Genomic DNA, 17,519 nt, shown 5'->3' on the forward strand with positions numbered 1-17,519 from the left:
ACCTTCAAAAATAACCGCACTTTGGGGTTATTTCTTATGATTGGATAAGTAATGCGTCTTTACTTATCCAGCAAATCATGCTTAAAGCCCAGCTTTTAAACTCGCTTCAATAAATCGATCTAAATCACCGTCTAATACGGCTTGGGTGTTACGGTTTTCCACGCCAGTCCGCAAATCTTTAATGCGTGAATCGTCTAATACGTAAGAGCGAATTTGGCTTCCCCAACCAATGTCGGATTTATTATCTTCCATTGCTTGCTTATCCGCATTTTTCTTCTGTAATTCAAGCTCATACAATTTTGCTTTTAATTGTTTCATCGCTTGATCTTTGTTCTTGTGCTGTGAACGATCGTTCTGACATTGTACAACAATGCCACTTGGCATATGGGTAATTCGCACCGCACTTTCAGTTTTGTTTACGTGCTGACCACCTGCTCCCGATGCACGATAAACATCAATACGTAAATCAGCAGGATTGATTTCAATATCAATATCGTCATCAATTTCAGGGTAGACAAATGCTGCGCTGAATGATGTATGACGACGGTTATTGGAATCAAATGGACTTTTACGCACTAAACGATGAATACCAGTTTCTGTTCGTAACCAACCAAAGGCATATTCACCACTCACTTTAATCGTTGCCGATTTCAATCCAGCTACATCACCGTCAGATACTTCCATCAGTTCTGTTTTAAAACCTTTGCTTTCTGCCCAACGGAGATACATACGCAGTAACATTTCTGTCCAATCTTGAGCTTCCGTGCCGCCAGAACCAGCTTGTAAGTCGACATAGCAATCGCAAGCATCATGTTCTCCACTAAACATTCGACGGAACTCTAATTTTTCCAGTTGTTGTTCGAGTTCAGCTAACTCAGCAACTGCTTCATTGAAGGTGTCTTCGTCTTCTGCTTCGATGGCAAGTTCTAACAACCCATCAACATCTTCTAAGCCTTGTTCTAAATTTTTGATGGTATTTACAACTTGTTCTAAAGAAACGCGTTCTTTACCAAGCGCTTGGGCTTTATCTGGATCATTCCAAACATCAGGCTGTTCTAATTCCGCATTGACTTCTTCTAAACGCTCAACTTTGGCATCGAAGTCAAAGATACCCCCGAAGCACCGAAGTGCGGTCGGTTAAGTCGGTGATTTTATTTTTTACAGGATTGATTTCAAACATAATAAATTCACTGTGTGATAAAGTGTGGAATTATATGCTATTTTCTGATTTTTGGATAGTTTGACCTTGCAGAAATTAGCAATCTCTCTATAATTTCAGACTTTCTTACTCAAGCTAATTTAGGAACAAAAAATGAAGAAAATTCTTACCGCACTTTTGTGCGTGGCTGCGGCTAATGCAATGGCAAACGATGCCACGATTAAAAGCAAATTACAGTCTCTTGGCGCATCAAATATTGATGTGAAATCCTCGCCAATTTCAGGCATCAAAACTGCCGTAACAGATCAAGGCGTACTTTATGTGACGGAAGATGGAAAATATGCTTTCCAAGGTAAACTTTACGAACTCACAAATAATGGCCCTGTTGATGTCGCGGGTAAAATTTTAGTGGATAAACTTAATTCTTATAAAAACGAGATGATTGTTTATCCCGCAAAAAATGAAAAGCATGTTGTGACGGTATTTATGGATATTACTTGCCATTATTGCCATTTATTACATCAGCAATTAAAAGAATATAATGATCTTGGTATTACCGTGCGTTATTTAGCTTTCCCTCGTGCGGGCATGAATAACCAAACTGCAAAACAAATGGAAGCAATTTGGACGGCAAAAGATCCTGTTTTTGCTTTAAATGAAGCAGAAAAAGGCAATTTACCGAAAGAAGTTAAAACCCCAAATGTTGTGAAAAAACATTATGAATTAGGCGCGCAATTTGGCGTAAATGGTACACCAAGTATTGTTACCTCAACTGGTGAGCTTATTGGCGGTTATTTAAAACCAGCTGATTTATTGAGCGCACTTGAAGAAACAGCGAAATAATTTTATAATGAAAACCAAGGGGCAGATGTCTACCCCTTGTATTTAGTCGGTTATGCTTAATATGCTGGGGAGCTTAAAAGCATTAACAATACTAAGACTATGATATAGATACATAATTTAGGCATTATTAAAATCCTTAGCTGACACAATAGTTAGACTAATGGTCAGTAGGGCTTTTAACCCCTGTCAGCATTCAGGGTTAAAAGCCCTGACCGACAGGAAAAAGTATAGATAAAAAAGCTGTTGATTTCAACAGCTTTTTGCTTTTAGATATGAATTAATATCCAGTGAAAAAACTTATCAAACGCCGTGAAATTCCAGTTGGAAATTCTGTTTCAAACCATCCGTTATTAGATCGCCTTTATCGCGCACGCCATATTCAAAACACTGAAGAATTAGACCGCACTTTAAAATCAATTCTGAATCCAAATCAGCTATATGGTATTGATCAAGCCGTAAATTTATTAGTGGAAGCTTACCAACAACAGCAAAAAATAGTGATTGTTGGGGATTTTGATGCTGATGGTGCAACTAGTACAGCATTGAGTGTGCTGGCTTTAAAACAACTTGGTTTTGCTGACGTGGATTATCTTGTACCAAATCGATTTGAACAAGGTTATGGTTTGAGTATTCCTATGGCTGAAATGGCGATTGAAAAGGGTGTACAGCTTTTAATGACGGTGGATAACGGCGTTTCATCTTTTGAAGGCGTTGCATTTTTGAAAGAGAAAGGTATCCGTGTTTTAGTGACGGATCACCATTTACCACCCGAAACTTTGCCGCCAGCCGATGCTATTGTTAACCCTAATTTAAGCCAGTGTGGTTTTCCTTCAAAATCCTTAGCGGGCGTTGGTGTTGCGTTTTATTTGATGTTAGCCGTACGAGCAAAATTTCGTGAGCTCGGTATTTTTACTGCAGAAACACAACCTAATTTTACTGATTTGCTCGATCTAGTAGCATTGGGTACTGTCGCAGATGTGGTGCCTTTAGATCAAAATAATCGTATCCTTGCTTATCAAGGCTTAATGCGGATTCGTGCACGGCGTTGCCGTCCAGGTATTGTTGCGTTGGCTGAAGTGGCTAACCGTAATGTTGAACAGTTTACTTCAAGTGATCTCGGTTTTTGTATCGGGCCTCGTTTAAATGCAGCAGGGCGCTTAGACAATATGTCGATTGGGGTAGAGCTTTTACTGGCGGACGATATGCTAAAAGCCAGAGAATTCGCTTTAGAGCTTGACCAACTTAACCAAACGCGTAAAGAAATTGAAGCAGGCATGAAACTTGAGGCGCTAGAAATTTGCCAAAATCTCACCGCACTTTTTAAAGAGTTACCTTCGGGGATTACACTTTATCAACCCGATTGGCATCAAGGTGTGTTGGGAATAGTATCCTCTCGGATTAAAGAGCAATATCACCGTCCAGTCATTGCCTTCGCGAAAGATGGTGAGGGAGTTTTGAAAGGTTCCGCGCGTTCTATTGAAGGCTTACATATGCGTGATGTTTTGGAGCGTATTCATTCGCAACATCCTAATATGATTTTAAAATTTGGTGGCCATGCGATGGCTGCAGGATTAAGCCTTCGAGAAGAACACTTTGACGATTTCCAACATATTTTTAATCAAACTGTTGCCGATTGGCTTGATGAAGAACATTTACAAGGTGTAATTTGGACCGATGGCGAATTAAATTCAAATGAATTTAATCTTGAAACGGCGGAATTGATAAAATCAGCAGGCCCTTGGGGACAAGCTTTCCCAGAGCCTTGTTTTGATGGTGAATTCAAAATTTTAGATCAGCGTGCAATTGGACAAAATCAAAATCATCTCAAAATGTTAGTGGAGCCAAAACAAGGTGGCCCTTTATTAGATGCGGTTGCGTTTAATATTGACACAAGATTATATCCCGATCTTTCAATTAAACAGGCAAGATTTGCATATAAATTGGATGTTAATGAGTTTCGTGGTAACCGAAATGTACAGCTTTTAGTAGAATATATTGAAGCGATTGATGAGTAATGTTTTGAAATTTTATGGATTATTCGTATTAGGCTTATTTGGGTTTACATCATCGGTTTTAGCTGAAGTAAATCAAAAAGAATTTTCTACTCAAAATCCACCGCACTTACCATCTTCTGATGTCATGCATTTTGAAGATGGGCGGGATTATTTTTCTTATCAAGAACCTATTGAACAAGCGCCTAGAGCAGACAAAAAAATACGTATTCAATTCTTTTTTGATTACGATTGCCGCGTATGTTCGTCAGCGCAAGATATTTTAGAGCTTTATAGTCAAATGCGTACAAATAAAGTTGCGTTGGAGCAATATCCTATTGCAACTGCGGATAGTCAGTTTAGCGCACGCGTTTTTTATACCTTGCAAGCACTAAGTGCGGGTGAATTATCTAATGTTTTATTATTTGAAACTTCAGAAAAATCCCGTTATGCAGAGTTGTCTGCGACAAATAAAATTCAACAATGGGCGGAAGAACAAGCTCTAGATAAACAGTTATTTATTCAGGCTGAAAATTCAGAAAGAGTAAAAGAGCAAATTCAAGATGCGATTGAATTGACGGAAGAATATGGTGTGTTTACCTATCCTTACGTTGTCATTGGGGGAAAATATGTACTCACGGCGAGCACCCTTTATAACGATGATTATAGCGTGGCGGTGTTAGATTTTTTGGTAAATAAAATAGAACAGGAACAAAAGTGATGAAAATCGGAATTGTTGGCGCAATGGCGCAAGAAGTAGAAATTTTAAAAAATTTAATGGCAGAGAGAACTGAAACTCGAGTAGCAAGTGCGGTCATTTTTGAAGGCAAAATTAATGGTAAAAATGTTGCATTATTGCAATCAGGTATTGGAAAAGTGGCTGCCGCAATTGGTACGACTGCATTGTTGCAATTAGCCAAGCCAGATTTTGTGATCAATACTGGTTCTGCGGGTGGGGTAGCAAAAGGCTTGAAAGTGGGGGATATTGTGATTTCTGATGAAACACGCTACCACGATGCGGATGTGACAGCTTTTGGCTATGAAAAAGGGCAGCTGCCCGCTAATCCCGCGGCATTTTTATCAGACCAAAAACTAGCTGACCTCGCTCAAGAAATTGCAGAAAAGCAAGGACAATCAGTAAAACGTGGTTTAATTTGCTCTGGCGATAGTTTTATTAATAGTGAAGACAAAATTGCACAAATAAAAGCTGACTTCCCGAATGTGACGGGGGTTGAAATGGAAGCCACAGCGATTGCACAAGTTTGCTATGCTTTTAATGTGCCTTTTGTAGTGGTTCGAGCAATTTCTGATGCAGGCAATGGTGAAGCAAGTATGTCTTTTGAAGAGTTCTTACCGTTGGCTGCAAAACAGTCTTCATCATTAGTATTAGGGATGATTGATAGACTGTAGTAATAATCTTTTAATCAGATAATAAATTTTACAATTAAATCATAAATATTATTTAAAAGGCATAGCTTATTAGCTATGCCTTTTTATATGAGCCAATTAGAATTTATAGTTCAAACTTAGAATATAAGTTCTTCCACGTGCAAAGTTATAAAGTACAGATTTATCTTTTCCTCCATCTTCACAAGTATTATTTTTACTACAAATTGAATCATTTAAGCTTGAATAATAGCGCTGTGAAGCAGCATCATTGCCTGAGTCTAAAGGATCAACATAACGTTTATCTAGTAGGTTTTGTACTTCAGCTTTGATAATTAAATCTTTAACAGGTTCATAACTTACATGCAAATCTAAAATAATCGGTTGTTTATTAATTTCCTCTGTTTTCTTGATTGCATAATAAGTTCGTTCATGGCTCGTATTTAATTCAAATTGAGAACCGTTAATATAATCTTCTTGAATGGTTGCTCGTTTACTTTTCCCATAGTAACGTGCTGCGATACCAAGAGTTAATTTTTGATCAAACCAGCGAGATCCAAGTTCTAATCTTCCATAATCTTTAGGTAGCATTGAGATACGGGATAGACCATAACCTTGTTTCAGAATATCCTCTTTTGACGCATTGTTAGGACGTGGACTAGCATCTGCATAATTGGTTGGTTGATTTGTTCGTTGGTATGCATAAGACAGATTTGCAAAGAAACGTCCCATGTCATAATTTACTTCTAATTCAACACCGCTCTTTTTCACAATTGGCTTATAATTTTGATGAGCAATGGTAAATCTAAATCCATTCTCAGAAGCCCAGTCAGGAACAATGCCATCTCTCCACCATACACCATATACATTATGAATATAATTTTTGATAAAACTACGATAGCCCACTAATTTTAAACCTAATACATCTTCTTTAGTGAAAACGCCTTTTTTATAGGTATTAAAACCAAGTTGATAAGTTTCAGCTCGCTCAGGTTTTAATCCCGTATTCACTCCAGCATCAGACACTTGAGAGAAAAACATCTCTTGAATATTCGGCATTCTGTGTGTTCGTGAATAAGTAAAAAATGGCATAAAATAATCACTCAGTTCTGCACTTAATGTAGCAGAATGATTGAATGCTTTTTTATGACCTGATTTATGCAAAATCGGCTCATTAATTTGTGTTGGTGTATTTTCGTAACCTACATACTCACCGTTAAATGCATAATGCGTAAAATTGACACTATAGTCTAAATGGTAAATTCCTTTAGAAAGTGCGGTATCAAAATATACTGTTTTAAATTTCTGCTTACCTGAAGGTTGTAAGATCACTGAACGTTGTGGCAGTAAATTACGACTACCTTTAAATCGTCCTAAATTACTGTAGTTACCTTGATCATGTGAAGCATCATTATAAAATAAACTTAATTCTTCTGGAAAACGGTTTTTACTGTATTCGTTAGTAAAATAGTTAAACCCTAATGTGGTTTTTAAATCGATTTCTTTTGGCAATAAGAAGGTATAGCTGTTATTAATATCAATGATATTTGCCACATTTTTTGTGATAAGTTTATCTGCAACTTGCCAACCAGCAAAAAAGCCACCCTTAGGATAAATGGTTTTGCCAATGTTATGTGCTGCCATTAAATTAAGATCAAGATAGTTGTTATTATTGAAGTTATAATTGACTTGGTAATTACGGTTTTCAATTTTGCGAGAACCAATTTTATTATCCAATGTGCGTAGTTGAGCTCCTAGAGTATGGTGATCATCTCCATATTCAAATTTTAACAAATGGCTACGTGAGCGAGATTGTAAGCTGCCTGGTTCAATAGGAGCGACACTATATTGATCTTTATTACGTTCAAATGATTTGTCAGTTTTTTCAATTCCATCATCACCTTTTTGGAGCTCTTCAATATCCTCAGGTTTTTTTCCTGCTCCTAATTGTTGTAGAATATTTTTTCTAGCTTGATTTTTATAAATATTTTTTACACTGGTCTCTGTTTCTTCAGGATCGTATATATTGGATTTTTCAATATGAGTAATACAATTTGAATCGGTCCATATTGTTTCTGTTTCTCCTGTTAAATCATTAGAGCTTGTCGTTTTTTCTGTACTTCCATGAAATGTTGGATTAGGTGCATTGCAAGACCAATGGTTTTTGTTTAAATCAGGTGTCCACTGTCCAGCTGAATTTAAAACATAACCTGCATTGTGGAAATAGGCTTCTTTTTCTTTAGCAAGAATATCTTGTCCTAGCGAAGACAATCGTTCTCCTCCACCGATACGATAATCTTGAGACACCTCACGTTGACTGTAACCATATACCACACCAACATAACCACCATTATCAAGCCATTTTCTGCCTGCAGCCATTGTCATAAAATTCGATTTAGTTGCATTGCTCCCCGTCATTCCTTTTACGATAAGCCCAAATGGTTTGTCATCAGTAATAACATCATTAACACCTAGCGTTCTAAAATTGGCACTACCAGATAAGGTATTTACGCCATTAGAACCTGAAAAGTTACTTTTATTGACATCGACACCAGCAATGAAGTTAGGATCAAGCGATGCACCGAATTGAGAATTACCACCTGATTGACCTGAATCCATTGAGGTGGAATAGAAGGTTTGTGTAACCCCATCGACCATTGTATTGACACGACCTAACCCATTTTCGCCACGAATATTCACAGAAACTACGCCAGAGCCTTTATCTTGTTGAGTAAAAGCACCAGGGATACTTCGAATAACTTGATCGATAGTTTGGGTTTCTTTAAAAATATGCTCTCGGGTGCTTTTTGCTTTCGCTTCCGTAAAAGGTTTTTTATCGTTGGCGACATTTTTTTCTACTACATCAATTTGATCTAATGTTTCTTCAGCTTTTGCATCAACGATAGAAACACTTAGGGTATTGATTAAGCAGAGTGTGATTAAATTTAATTTAATAACTTTCTTCATTATCATATCCTTTTTTATTGAGAAAGATTATCATTATTTCATTTTAACTAAAAAACTCAAGAGGTAATTTAATAAAATTAATGAAATAACAAAAAATAATGAAAAAAACTAATTTCAGATGAAGGTAGAAAAATGTCTTGATAGGGGAAAGAAAAAGGGGCATTTACCCCTTTCTGCATTATAGATCATCAATTATTAAATAGATTTTTGCTACGGGTCCATGGACACCAATCACTTTAATCAATTCAATATCCGCCGTTGAGCTTGGACCTGAGATAATATTGATACAAGATGGCATACGCTCGCCTTGTTGTGCTTTATCGTGTAATACCTTCGCCACTTGTGCAACACGTGGAAGTACTTGGCTTTTACGTACAACAACAATCGATTTTTCAGGTAATAAACTCACTGAACGTCCACGATCTGCGCTAGAGAATAAGACGATTCCGCCAGTTTCCGCCAAACCATATTCTGCATAAACCACACCAAGATTAGCTTTTTCAGAAAAACTAATATTATCTTGTGCCGTTTCTGGTGACCATGTATGACAAGTATATTTCGCTTCAAGCGCCGCAGGAATACCAAGCGCACTCAATCTTTCATCGGAATTAAGCACAACATCACCGCCACCATATTTTTCACAAAGAGCAAGTAAAGTTTGCACTGCATCAGACTCTTTACACACATTTACGTCCACCATCATGGTTTTAGCAGAATTGGTAAATTCATTCGCTAAATCAACCGCACTTAAATGGGTTAAACGCTCAGTAGGGTACGTATTGACAGGTGCTTCCATCGGTTCAGGTACGATAGCACGGGCTTTACCCATTTTCGCCGCTAATTTATTAAGAAAATTTTCGCGATTTTGTAAATCCATGCTTATTACCCTCTCTCTCTATTATTAAACCATTGACGGAAGCTTTCGCCATCTGCTTGTGGTAAATCTCGTGCTTTTGTCCATTCACCCAATGCCCCAAATGTAATTGGTGCTTTCCCATTTTTGATCAGCTTACCCGCTAATTTCGCACCGATATTCACACCTGTTTTCCATAGCGTTGGGTTAGCATTGGCTGTGGTGAAACCAAAAATAGATAAACGTTCCATCGCAGGAGTTTTACCTAACTCTACCATTTTCTCACGGTGTTTTAAGATTAACTGTGCTAATGGAATACGCACCGGGCAGACAGAATTACACGCGTTACATAATGAACAAGCATACGGCAATTCTTTGAATTCATCATAGCCACCTAGTAATGGAGAAATTACTGCACCAATTGGACCTGGGTAAATAGAACCATACCCATGACCACCGATTTGACGATATGCCGGACAAGTATTCAAACAAGCACCGCAGCGGATACAACGTAAAACTTCTTGGAATTCAGACGCTAAAATATCTGAACGGCCATTATCCACAATAACCAAATGGAATTCTTCAGGACCGTCAGTTTCACCAGTAAGACGAGGACCAGTTAACCAAGTGTTATAACCAGTTAATTTTGCACCTACCGCACTACGAGCAAGCATCGTAATTAACACATCCACCTCTTGGAAAGTTGGCGCTAAACGCTCCATTCCCATCACGGCAATATGTGTTTTTGGTAAGGTCGTCGCTAAACGTAAGTTACCTTCGTTTGTCACCAAACAAACTGAGCCGGTTTCCGCTACAGCAAAGTTACAACCACTGATACCGATATCAGCCTCTAAAAAATCTTGACGAATTTTTTCACGTACGAAACGCGTCATATCTTCAGGCGTTTCCTCACCTTCATAGCCGAGTTTTTCAGATAAATCTTTGCGGATTTGGTGACGATCTTTGTGAATTGCAGGCACAACGATATGGGATGGTTTATCACCTGAAATTTGTAATAGATATTCACCCAAATCGGTTTCGATCACTTGCATGCCCTCTTTTTCAAGCACTTCGTTTAAACCGATTTCTTCAGTCACCATGGATTTGGATTTTACGATTTTCTTCGCATTTTTCTCTAATGCAACTTTGCGAATATAAGCACTCGCTTCTTCGGCCGTTTCAGCAAAATACACTTTACCGCCATTTTCCATCACTTTTTCGCTCAATTGATACAAATAAGCATCTAAATTAGCTAAAACATGGTTACGAATCTGTTTAGATAAATCACGCCATTCTTCCCAATGACCTAATTCGTCCACCATTTTTTGACGGTTAGCCCCAATAGTTTCTTGGGCTTTCACTACCGCTTTACGCATGATAGTGTTGTGCACTTCATGATCGACACGCGCTTTAAAAGGAAGATTACTGGTTTTTAATGACATCTTATTTCTCCCCTTGCATTAATACTTCCGCAATATGCATCACTTTAATCTTGCTGCCTTCGCGTTGTAAACGACCACCAATATTTAATAAACAACTTACATCTGCACCGATTAAATATTGTGGTTCAACCTCTTCAATATGCTCAACCTTTTCTTTCACCATTTCGCCAGAAATCTCTGCCATTTTCACAGAGAAAGTCCCACCGAAGCCACAGCAGGTTTGTTGATTATGAATAGGAAGTAGTTCTAATCCTTTCACATTTTTTAACAGTGCGATAGGTTCATTTACGATGCCCAGTTTACGTGTAAGACTACAAGAAGGGTGATAAACCGCTTTACCTGGCAAATAGGCACCAATATCAGTTATTCCAAGTTTATTCACGATAAAATCGGTTAAATCACAGAAACGTGAAGCTACTTTTTGGGCTCGTTTAGCCCAGTCTAATTCCCCTGCGTTAGTGAAGTAGTTGGGATAATTTTTGATCGCATAAACACAAGAACCGGCAGGTGCTACGATTGGGTAATCATTTACTTCAAAGGTTTCGACTAAGTTTTTCATGCCAGGGATAGCTTGTTTTGTATAGCCACTATTTAATGCAGGCTGCCCACAACAACCTTGTTTTTCAAGGAAAGTAACATTGCAACCAAGTTTCTCAAGCAGTAAAACGGTGTTTTTGGCCACATCACTTTTTACTACGTCTGCAATGCAGGTTACGTAGAAATTTACGTTCATTTTTAATCACTCCAATAAGAGAAAAGTAATAAATGACCGCAAAAGTGCGGTCATTTTTCCAAGTAAATTTATAGATTATAAAGTAAAGGTACTAAGTAAAGCGCACAGAGTGCCGCAATAATACCGTAAATCATCATAGGGATAATGGTTTTCTTAATAATGGTACCTTCTTGGTTAGAAATATTTAATACTGAACTGACAGCAACGATATTATTAATACATACCATATTTCCCATTGCGCCTCCAACAGATTGTAAAGCTAGGACTAGCGCTACTGAAATTCCTGTTGTTTCCGCTGTAGAAAGTTGAACACTACCAAATGTTAGGTTAGATACGGTGTTTGATCCAGAGAAGAATGCCCCTATAGCCCCTAAGAAAGAGGAGAAAATTGTCCAGTTACTGCCGGATATTTCTGCAAAGGTGCGACCAATAATTTTCACCATGGAGTGTTCACCTCCGACTAACATTAAGTTCACCATAACCAAGGCTCCCACTAAGGCTATAAATGGATTTTTTGATTGTTGTAAACTTGAAGTAAAAACGTTTTTAACATTGCTAATTGAGACGTTAAATATAGGAATTGCAATTAAAACTGTAATTACAAATGGAATTAACGCTGGTACGTAAAGCAATTTGTAGCTTGATGATACATCAGAACCAAAAATATCTTTTAAGGTAAAGATTAATCCTTTACTAATTTCAAATGTACCTAATGATCCTAGGGTTGTTGAGAACCACATTGTAGCGTCATTCATCATTGCTTTGAAAGGTAATTGATGGATACGTGTAATGATTAGGAATGCAATCAATAAACCTGTTGGGAATAATGCTTTCATTACTTGCTTAGTTGTTACCGCATTATTATCCAGACTATTTTCTACTTTTGTTAAGCCAATATTGCGATTTGCAGCCCATACAGAAATAAATAAACCAATTGCTCCGCCTACTAATGATGGAAATTCATCATTAACTTGGGCAAGTAAGAAATAAGGAATGACACAGGCAAAGACACTGATATAGATAAATAGAATATTTTTACGAATATCGTTCCAACTTACTAAGACTCGTAATGCTAATAATGGAATAATAAATGCGGCAATAGAATGGATAAATGCTGTAATAGAACCAATTTCCAAAATTATATCTTCTGATAGTTTTAGTGGACCGAAACCAAACCATGTAGGCGTTCCCACAGCCCCAAAAGAGACTGGGACGGAGTTCATGATTAGTGCCAACATGGCGACTTTTAATGGATGAAAACCTAGCCCGACTAAAATAGGTGCCGCAATGGCTGCAGGTGTACCAAAACCACTTGCTCCTTCAATCATAAAAGCAAATGCCCAACCGATAATCATTAATTGAGCTACAGGATTGGGATTAATATTCCCTAGCCATTTACGCATGGTATCTGTCGCACCTGAAATTTCTGAAAAGCGATTAAATAAGATCGCGCCAAAAATAACTGTAATTGGGGTTTGTACAGCAATAATAGCGGAAACAACATTGGCACTAATTGTGACAATATCGGTATTAAAGTGAAGAAGATGGACACCCATTACTAATGTTGCAATCCAAGGTAATGCGACATAAGAAGGCAAGGCATTTCGTTTTACCATTAGATAAATCAGCAAAACAATAGGAAAAATACTCAGAACAAAAGACATTAGAAAATATCCTTAAATTTATAATAAAAAAGACTTGTGCATTGTATGGATTTAGGCATAAAAGAATATACCTCTTTGGGGAAAATGTGATCAATATCTCATAAAAATTAACATTTTATTTTCATTTTTTACATTTTTATTACCAATCTTCTCTGATTAAAATCTTAATAGACTAAAATGGAATATGATGTGGGGATTAATTATTAGATGGGGAGATAAAAGATTTATAGAATCATCGTCATTCCAAATTAGTTATTTTATAAAAGGGAAGCAAAATGGCAGCACATGTAATTGATTTTCTTACATTGGGGAATAATTTTGGTACTCCTGAGATGAGATCTATATGGTCAGAGGAAAATCGTTTTCGTAAGCAAATTGAAGTCGAAATTGCTTTAGCAAAAGCTGAGGGGGAATTAGGGGTTATTCCATCAGAAGCGGCAAATAAAATTGCTCAATTGGTGAAGGTTGAGGCGCTTAATTTTAATGAACTTGCAGAGGAAGCTGTTCGCTTAAGACATACTTTTATGGCGACCATTAATGCTTTACAGCGTCAATCCGGTGATGCTGGGGAATATATTCATTATGGTGCGACAACACAAGATATTGTTGATACGGCAACAGTGCTTCAGTTAAAAGAAGCTTTTGAGATTGTACTACGTGATACACGTCTTGTTGCGCAAGAATTAAAGACATTAGCTAAAAAATATCAATATTTACCTATGGTGGGGCGGACTCATGGAATGCAAGCTTTACCAACAACATTTGGTTTTAAATTAGCGGTGTGGTTAGATGAATTTGTTCGCCATTTGCAACGTTTAAATGAGATTCGTGATCGTGTGTTGGTCGGCAATATTAGTGGTGCGATCTGTACTTATGCATCATTTGGTAAAAAAGGTCCTGAAGTGGAAGCGAGAGCATTAGCATTATTAGGATTAAATGCACCGAATATCGGATGGCAAGCCGCACGGGATCGCTTTTCTGAATATGCTTCGGTTGTAGCCTTAATCAGTGGAACGTTGGGTAAAATTGCTAATGAGTTTTACAACTTAATGCGTACAGAGATTAATGAAATTGAGGAGCCTTTTTCTAGTGGAAAAATTGGTTCATCAACAATGCCTCATAAACGGAATCCTGCTGCATTAGAGGGAATGGCTAGCCTTACCTCACCTATTTTTAAAAGTGTTGCATTAATTCATGAATCAATGAGAGTTGAGCACGAACGTGATGCCATGAGTTGGCGAGCAGAGTGGATTGCTTTGCCTGAGATGAATATTTATCTTTCAGCTCAATTACAAATTGGTTTATCTATTTTACGCGGAATGAAAGTGAATGCTGAGCAAATGTTAAAAAATTTGGAGTTGCAGAATGGGCTACTTCTTTCTGAAAAAGTGATGTTTGAATTAGGTAAACGTTTAGGAAAACAAAGTAGTCATAGCTTAGTATATGAATGTTCAATGAAAGCTTTTGAAGAAGCTCGATCATTTAAAGATGTATTGTTAGAAAACCCTATTATTAAGAAAGAATTTAATGAGTCTGAAATAACAGAATGGCTTGTTCCACAAAATTATTTAGGAAGTGCTCCAGATAAAGTAGATATCGTTATTCGTTATGCAGAGCTATCGGGGTTATTAGATTAATGGATATTAGAACACTAACGCTTGTTGATATTGAATCATATCAAAGTTTATTACATCGTGCTTATCAACCTATATTAGCTTTAGGAATTCATTTTTCTGCATCAACGGTTTCTAAGTCTGAAATTGAGCAGCATTTATGCGCTAATTTAGTCTTTGGTGGATTTATTGATGGCAATCTTGTTTGTTCTATTAGTTTACGTTTGCCTTGGGGGAATAATCCAGGACCTTATGGTGTACCTCATATTGGCTGGTTGGCAACTCATCCAGATTATAAAAAGCAAGGTCTAGCGGTAGAGCTTATAAAGTGGACAGAGGAGAATATTTTATTAAAGCAACTTAAAGTGCCTTTTGTGACACTAGGTACGGCAGAAAATCATCCTTGGTTAAATTCCTTTTATATAAAACAAGGTTTTGAAGAAATTGGTAAAGCAAATTTAACCGATGATCATACGACAATTTATTATCGAAAAATTTTAAACACAACATTATTTCAAGAGTATCAAAAACATCATCATTAATTAAATAAGGAGTTAAAAATGATTTTAAAACATACCGCACTTTTCACTATTTTAGCAACAACAGTTGTTTTAGCTGGTTGTAATGATAAGGACAATGATAGTTCAAAGATAGTTTCACCTAAGATATTAAAAATAGGATCTACTGGACAAAGTTATCCAAATGGTTTTAAACAGAATGGTAAATTAGTTGGGTTTGATGTAGAGACAACTGAGGCAATAGCAAAAGAATTAGGCTATACCATTGAATGGACGACAGCTGAATTTTCAGGACTTATGGGCCAACTTGATTCAGGCCGTTTAGATACTGTTGCTAATGCAGTCGCAGTAACTGAGGCGCGTAAAACTAAATATGATTTTACACAACCTTACAGTTATTATGGTAGTCAACTTGTAGCTCATAAAGATAATAGCACAATTAATATTTTGGATGATTTTAAAGGAAAAACGATTTCAGGGGTATTGGGTTCTAATCATTTGAAAAATTTGCAGAAACGCTTTCCTAATAATGAAGTAAATGTGAAAACTTATGAAACTCGCGATGGGGCAATGTATGATTTGGTATATAAACGTGTTGATGGTTATGTAAATTCTAAACCAATCTTATTGGCTGAGATTAAACGCGGTAATTTACCATTTAAATTAGTAGGAGAACCATTAGTAATTGAAGAAGTAGCATTTCCATTTGCTAAAAATGAAAAAGGAGAAGAACTACGTAAAGAATTTAACCAAGCTATAAAAAAATTAAAAGAAAGTGGGAAATTAAAAGAGCTTTCTATTAAATATTATGGCGAGGATATTACTGCATCAGATAAATAAGAATTGGGAGGTTCAACCTCCCGGTTTTTGATAGGATATTTCTTGGGTTTACCTAATGGATTATATATGAGTTTTGATTTTGTATATTTTATTTCAGTTTTTCCTAATATTATTTCATATTTGCCAACTACATTATTTATTGCGGTAGTGTCAATTTTTATAGCAATTTTTATTGGTTTATTTATTGCTCTAATTCGTGTGAATAAAAGTTTTATGATAGATGGGGTACTTGCTTTATATATTTCATTGTTTCGTGGGATGCCAACGGTAGTGTTGTTATTTATCATTTATTATGGTTCACCACAGTTATTTCCTAGTTTAAAAGAAATGTCAGCAATGAACGCTGCACTACTTTGTTTTAGTTTGAAATATTCAGCTTATTTGGCTGAAATTTTTCGAGCAGGTTTAGAGTCTGTAGACAATGGTCAGAAAGAGGCAGGTATGGCGATGGGATTATCTCTTATAAATGTTTATCGTCATATTATTTTACCTCAGGCTTTTGTTAATGCCTTACCAAGTACAGGGAATATGTTTATTTCTTTATTAAAGGATTCATCAGTAGCATTCTTTGTTGGGGTGCCAGAATTATTAGCTGCAGGTAAGTTATTAACGGTAGAATCATATAAATTCTTTGAAACCTATCTAGCTGTAGGTATTGTTTATTGGCTTGTGGTTGTTCTTTATTCTTGGGCCCAAAAACGATTAGAAGTGGCTTTATCTTCCCCTTATAAACGTTAAGGATGTATTATGACTACAATGATTTCTGTTGAAAAACTTTCAAAATCCTTTGGAAAAAATACAGTATTAAAATCAATTGATTTATCTATTCAAAAAGGGGAGGTTGTCGCAATTATTGGACCTTCAGGATCAGGGAAATCTACTTTATTACGGTGTTTAAATTTATTGGAAAAACCTGATGAAGGGAAAATTAAAATAGCATCTAAAGAGTTTGATGTTAAAGGGCATTCTCGTCAGGATGAAGTCTCATTACGTCATCAATCAGCAATGGTGTTTCAAAGTTATAATTTATTTAAAAATAAAACTGCACTTGAGAACATTACACTAACACCGTTGGTTAATCAGAAAATGAGTAAAATTGAAGCGCAAAAATTAGGTTTGGATTTACTAAAACGGGTCGGACTTTCCGAGCAGGCCCACCAGTATCCTATTACGCTTTCGGGAGGGCAGCAACAACGTATTGCGATAGCTCGTGCTTTGGCTGTAAAACCTAAAGTTTTGCTTTTTGATGAGCCTACATCTGCGTTGGATCCAGAGCGTGTAAATGAAGTTTTACAAGTGATACAACAGTTAGCTAAACAAAAAATTACAATGGTTATTGTTACTCATGAAATGGAATTCGCAAAACATGTGGCTGATCGTATTATTTTTATGGCAGATGGAAACATCATAGAACAAGGACCTGCTAAGCAGCTTATTGATTTTCCTAAGCAAGAACAAACAAAACGTTTTGTAAAGCAATTTTCAGATCCCATTGAATTTTATATTTAGG

The 17,519-nt window shown here is 36.7% G+C and carries 15 protein-coding genes; 9 read left to right on the forward strand and 6 right to left on the reverse strand.

Annotation, left to right across the window (positions count from 1 at the left end):
• Positions 1-81: 81 nt before the first annotated feature.
• A protein-coding gene (gene prfB, locus KP712_RS01255; RefSeq protein ID WP_111407231.1) for a peptide chain release factor 2 occupies positions 82-1,180 on the reverse strand; the annotation gives its coding sequence in 2 pieces (ribosomal slippage) (positions 82-1,104 and positions 1,106-1,180; 1,098 coding nt in all).
• Positions 1,181-1,312: 132 nt separating this feature from the next.
• Here prfB and dsbC point away from each other — a divergent pair.
• The 4 genes from dsbC (at position 1,313) to mtnN (ending at position 5,403) form a co-directional block, all read left to right on the forward strand.
• A complete protein-coding gene (dsbC, locus tag KP712_RS01260; protein WP_046952992.1) occupies positions 1,313-2,002 on the forward strand; it encodes a bifunctional protein-disulfide isomerase/oxidoreductase DsbC in 690 nt (229 codons plus the stop codon).
• A 287-nt stretch (positions 2,003-2,289) separates the two neighbouring features.
• On the forward strand, positions 2,290-4,017 hold the full coding sequence (gene recJ, locus KP712_RS01265) for a single-stranded-DNA-specific exonuclease RecJ (RefSeq protein ID WP_048954084.1): 1,728 nt from the start codon (positions 2,290-2,292) through the stop codon (positions 4,015-4,017).
• Complete coding sequence (locus tag KP712_RS01270; protein WP_048954083.1) at positions 4,010-4,714, forward strand: thiol:disulfide interchange protein DsbA/DsbL; 705 nt, start codon at positions 4,010-4,012, stop codon at positions 4,712-4,714. Before recJ ends, KP712_RS01270 begins: the two co-directional genes overlap by 8 nt.
• On the forward strand, positions 4,714-5,403 hold the full coding sequence (mtnN, locus tag KP712_RS01275) for a 5'-methylthioadenosine/S-adenosylhomocysteine nucleosidase (RefSeq protein ID WP_048954082.1): 690 nt from the start codon (positions 4,714-4,716) through the stop codon (positions 5,401-5,403). Before KP712_RS01270 ends, mtnN begins: the two co-directional genes overlap by 1 nt.
• A 96-nt stretch (positions 5,404-5,499) precedes the next feature.
• On the opposite strand, the gene KP712_RS01280 is transcribed toward mtnN, so the two are convergent.
• From KP712_RS01280 to KP712_RS01300, 5 genes are all read right to left on the reverse strand, one after another.
• The gene (locus tag KP712_RS01280) at positions 5,500-8,346 is read right to left on the reverse strand and encodes a TonB-dependent receptor domain-containing protein (RefSeq protein ID WP_048954081.1); all 2,847 of its coding nucleotides are present in this window, start codon (positions 8,344-8,346) and stop codon (positions 5,500-5,502) included.
• A 178-nt stretch (positions 8,347-8,524) separates the two neighbouring features.
• Complete coding sequence (locus KP712_RS01285; RefSeq protein ID WP_048954080.1) at positions 8,525-9,223, reverse strand: lactate utilization protein C; 699 nt, start codon at positions 9,221-9,223, stop codon at positions 8,525-8,527.
• 5 nt (positions 9,224-9,228) lie between these two features.
• A complete protein-coding gene (locus tag KP712_RS01290) occupies positions 9,229-10,641 on the reverse strand; it encodes a LutB/LldF family L-lactate oxidation iron-sulfur protein (protein ID WP_048954079.1) in 1,413 nt (470 codons plus the stop codon).
• A 1-nt stretch (position 10,642) separates the two neighbouring features.
• The gene (locus tag KP712_RS01295) at positions 10,643-11,374 is read right to left on the reverse strand and encodes a (Fe-S)-binding protein (protein ID WP_048954078.1); all 732 of its coding nucleotides are present in this window, start codon (positions 11,372-11,374) and stop codon (positions 10,643-10,645) included.
• Between the two features lie 68 nt (positions 11,375-11,442).
• Positions 11,443-13,038 carry a lactate permease LctP family transporter gene (locus KP712_RS01300; RefSeq protein WP_048954077.1) on the reverse strand — a complete coding sequence of 532 codons (1,596 nt, stop codon included), beginning with the start codon at positions 13,036-13,038 and terminating at the stop codon, positions 11,443-11,445.
• A gap of 275 nt (positions 13,039-13,313) precedes the next feature.
• Between KP712_RS01300 and purB the strand changes: the two genes are divergently transcribed.
• From purB to KP712_RS01325, 5 genes are all read left to right on the forward strand, one after another.
• Entirely contained in the window at positions 13,314-14,675 is a 1,362-nt protein-coding gene (gene purB, locus KP712_RS01305; RefSeq protein WP_048954076.1) for an adenylosuccinate lyase, read from the forward strand.
• Positions 14,675-15,193, forward strand: coding sequence for a GNAT family N-acetyltransferase (locus tag KP712_RS01310; RefSeq protein WP_048954075.1), 519 nt, complete (start codon positions 14,675-14,677; stop codon positions 15,191-15,193). Before purB ends, KP712_RS01310 begins: the two co-directional genes overlap by 1 nt.
• Before the next feature lie 18 nt (positions 15,194-15,211).
• Complete coding sequence (locus tag KP712_RS01315) at positions 15,212-16,009, forward strand: amino acid ABC transporter substrate-binding protein (protein WP_048954074.1); 798 nt, start codon at positions 15,212-15,214, stop codon at positions 16,007-16,009.
• A gap of 66 nt (positions 16,010-16,075) precedes the next feature.
• Positions 16,076-16,747, forward strand: a complete 672-nt coding sequence (locus tag KP712_RS01320; RefSeq protein ID WP_048954073.1) for an amino acid ABC transporter permease — start codon at positions 16,076-16,078, stop codon at positions 16,745-16,747.
• Positions 16,748-16,765: 18 nt separating this feature from the next.
• On the forward strand, positions 16,766-17,518 hold the full coding sequence (locus tag KP712_RS01325) for an amino acid ABC transporter ATP-binding protein (RefSeq protein WP_048954310.1): 753 nt from the start codon (positions 16,766-16,768) through the stop codon (positions 17,516-17,518).
• The last annotated feature ends 1 nt before the right edge of the window (position 17,519 follow it).

It is taken from the genome of Haemophilus sp. SZY H68 (assembly GCF_018829685.1).
GTDB classification, from domain to species: Bacteria; Pseudomonadota; Gammaproteobacteria; order Enterobacterales; family Pasteurellaceae; genus Haemophilus; species Haemophilus haemolyticus_K.

Bases quoted from the DNA above. Each gene is read 5' to 3' on its own strand.
- dsbC (WP_046952992.1), top strand. From the start codon at position 1,313: ATGAAGAAAATTCTTACCGCACTTTTGTGCGTGGCTGCGGCTAATGCA.
- KP712_RS01270 (WP_048954083.1), top strand. From the start codon at position 4,010: ATGAGTAATGTTTTGAAATTTTATGGATTATTCGTATTAGGCTTATTT.
- mtnN (WP_048954082.1), top strand. From the start codon at position 4,714: ATGAAAATCGGAATTGTTGGCGCAATGGCGCAAGAAGTAGAAATTTTA.
- KP712_RS01280 (WP_048954081.1), bottom strand. From the start codon at position 8,346: ATGAAGAAAGTTATTAAATTAAATTTAATCACACTCTGCTTAATCAAT.
- KP712_RS01285 (WP_048954080.1), bottom strand. From the start codon at position 9,223: ATGGATTTACAAAATCGCGAAAATTTTCTTAATAAATTAGCGGCGAAA.
- KP712_RS01290 (WP_048954079.1), bottom strand. From the start codon at position 10,641: ATGTCATTAAAAACCAGTAATCTTCCTTTTAAAGCGCGTGTCGATCAT.
- KP712_RS01295 (WP_048954078.1), bottom strand. From the start codon at position 11,374: ATGAACGTAAATTTCTACGTAACCTGCATTGCAGACGTAGTAAAAAGT.
- KP712_RS01300 (WP_048954077.1), bottom strand. From the start codon at position 13,038: ATGTCTTTTGTTCTGAGTATTTTTCCTATTGTTTTGCTGATTTATCTA.
- purB (WP_048954076.1), top strand. From the start codon at position 13,314: ATGGCAGCACATGTAATTGATTTTCTTACATTGGGGAATAATTTTGGT.
- KP712_RS01310 (WP_048954075.1), top strand. From the start codon at position 14,675: ATGGATATTAGAACACTAACGCTTGTTGATATTGAATCATATCAAAGT.
- KP712_RS01315 (WP_048954074.1), top strand. From the start codon at position 15,212: ATGATTTTAAAACATACCGCACTTTTCACTATTTTAGCAACAACAGTT.
- KP712_RS01320 (WP_048954073.1), top strand. From the start codon at position 16,076: ATGAGTTTTGATTTTGTATATTTTATTTCAGTTTTTCCTAATATTATT.
- KP712_RS01325 (WP_048954310.1), top strand. From the start codon at position 16,766: ATGATTTCTGTTGAAAAACTTTCAAAATCCTTTGGAAAAAATACAGTA.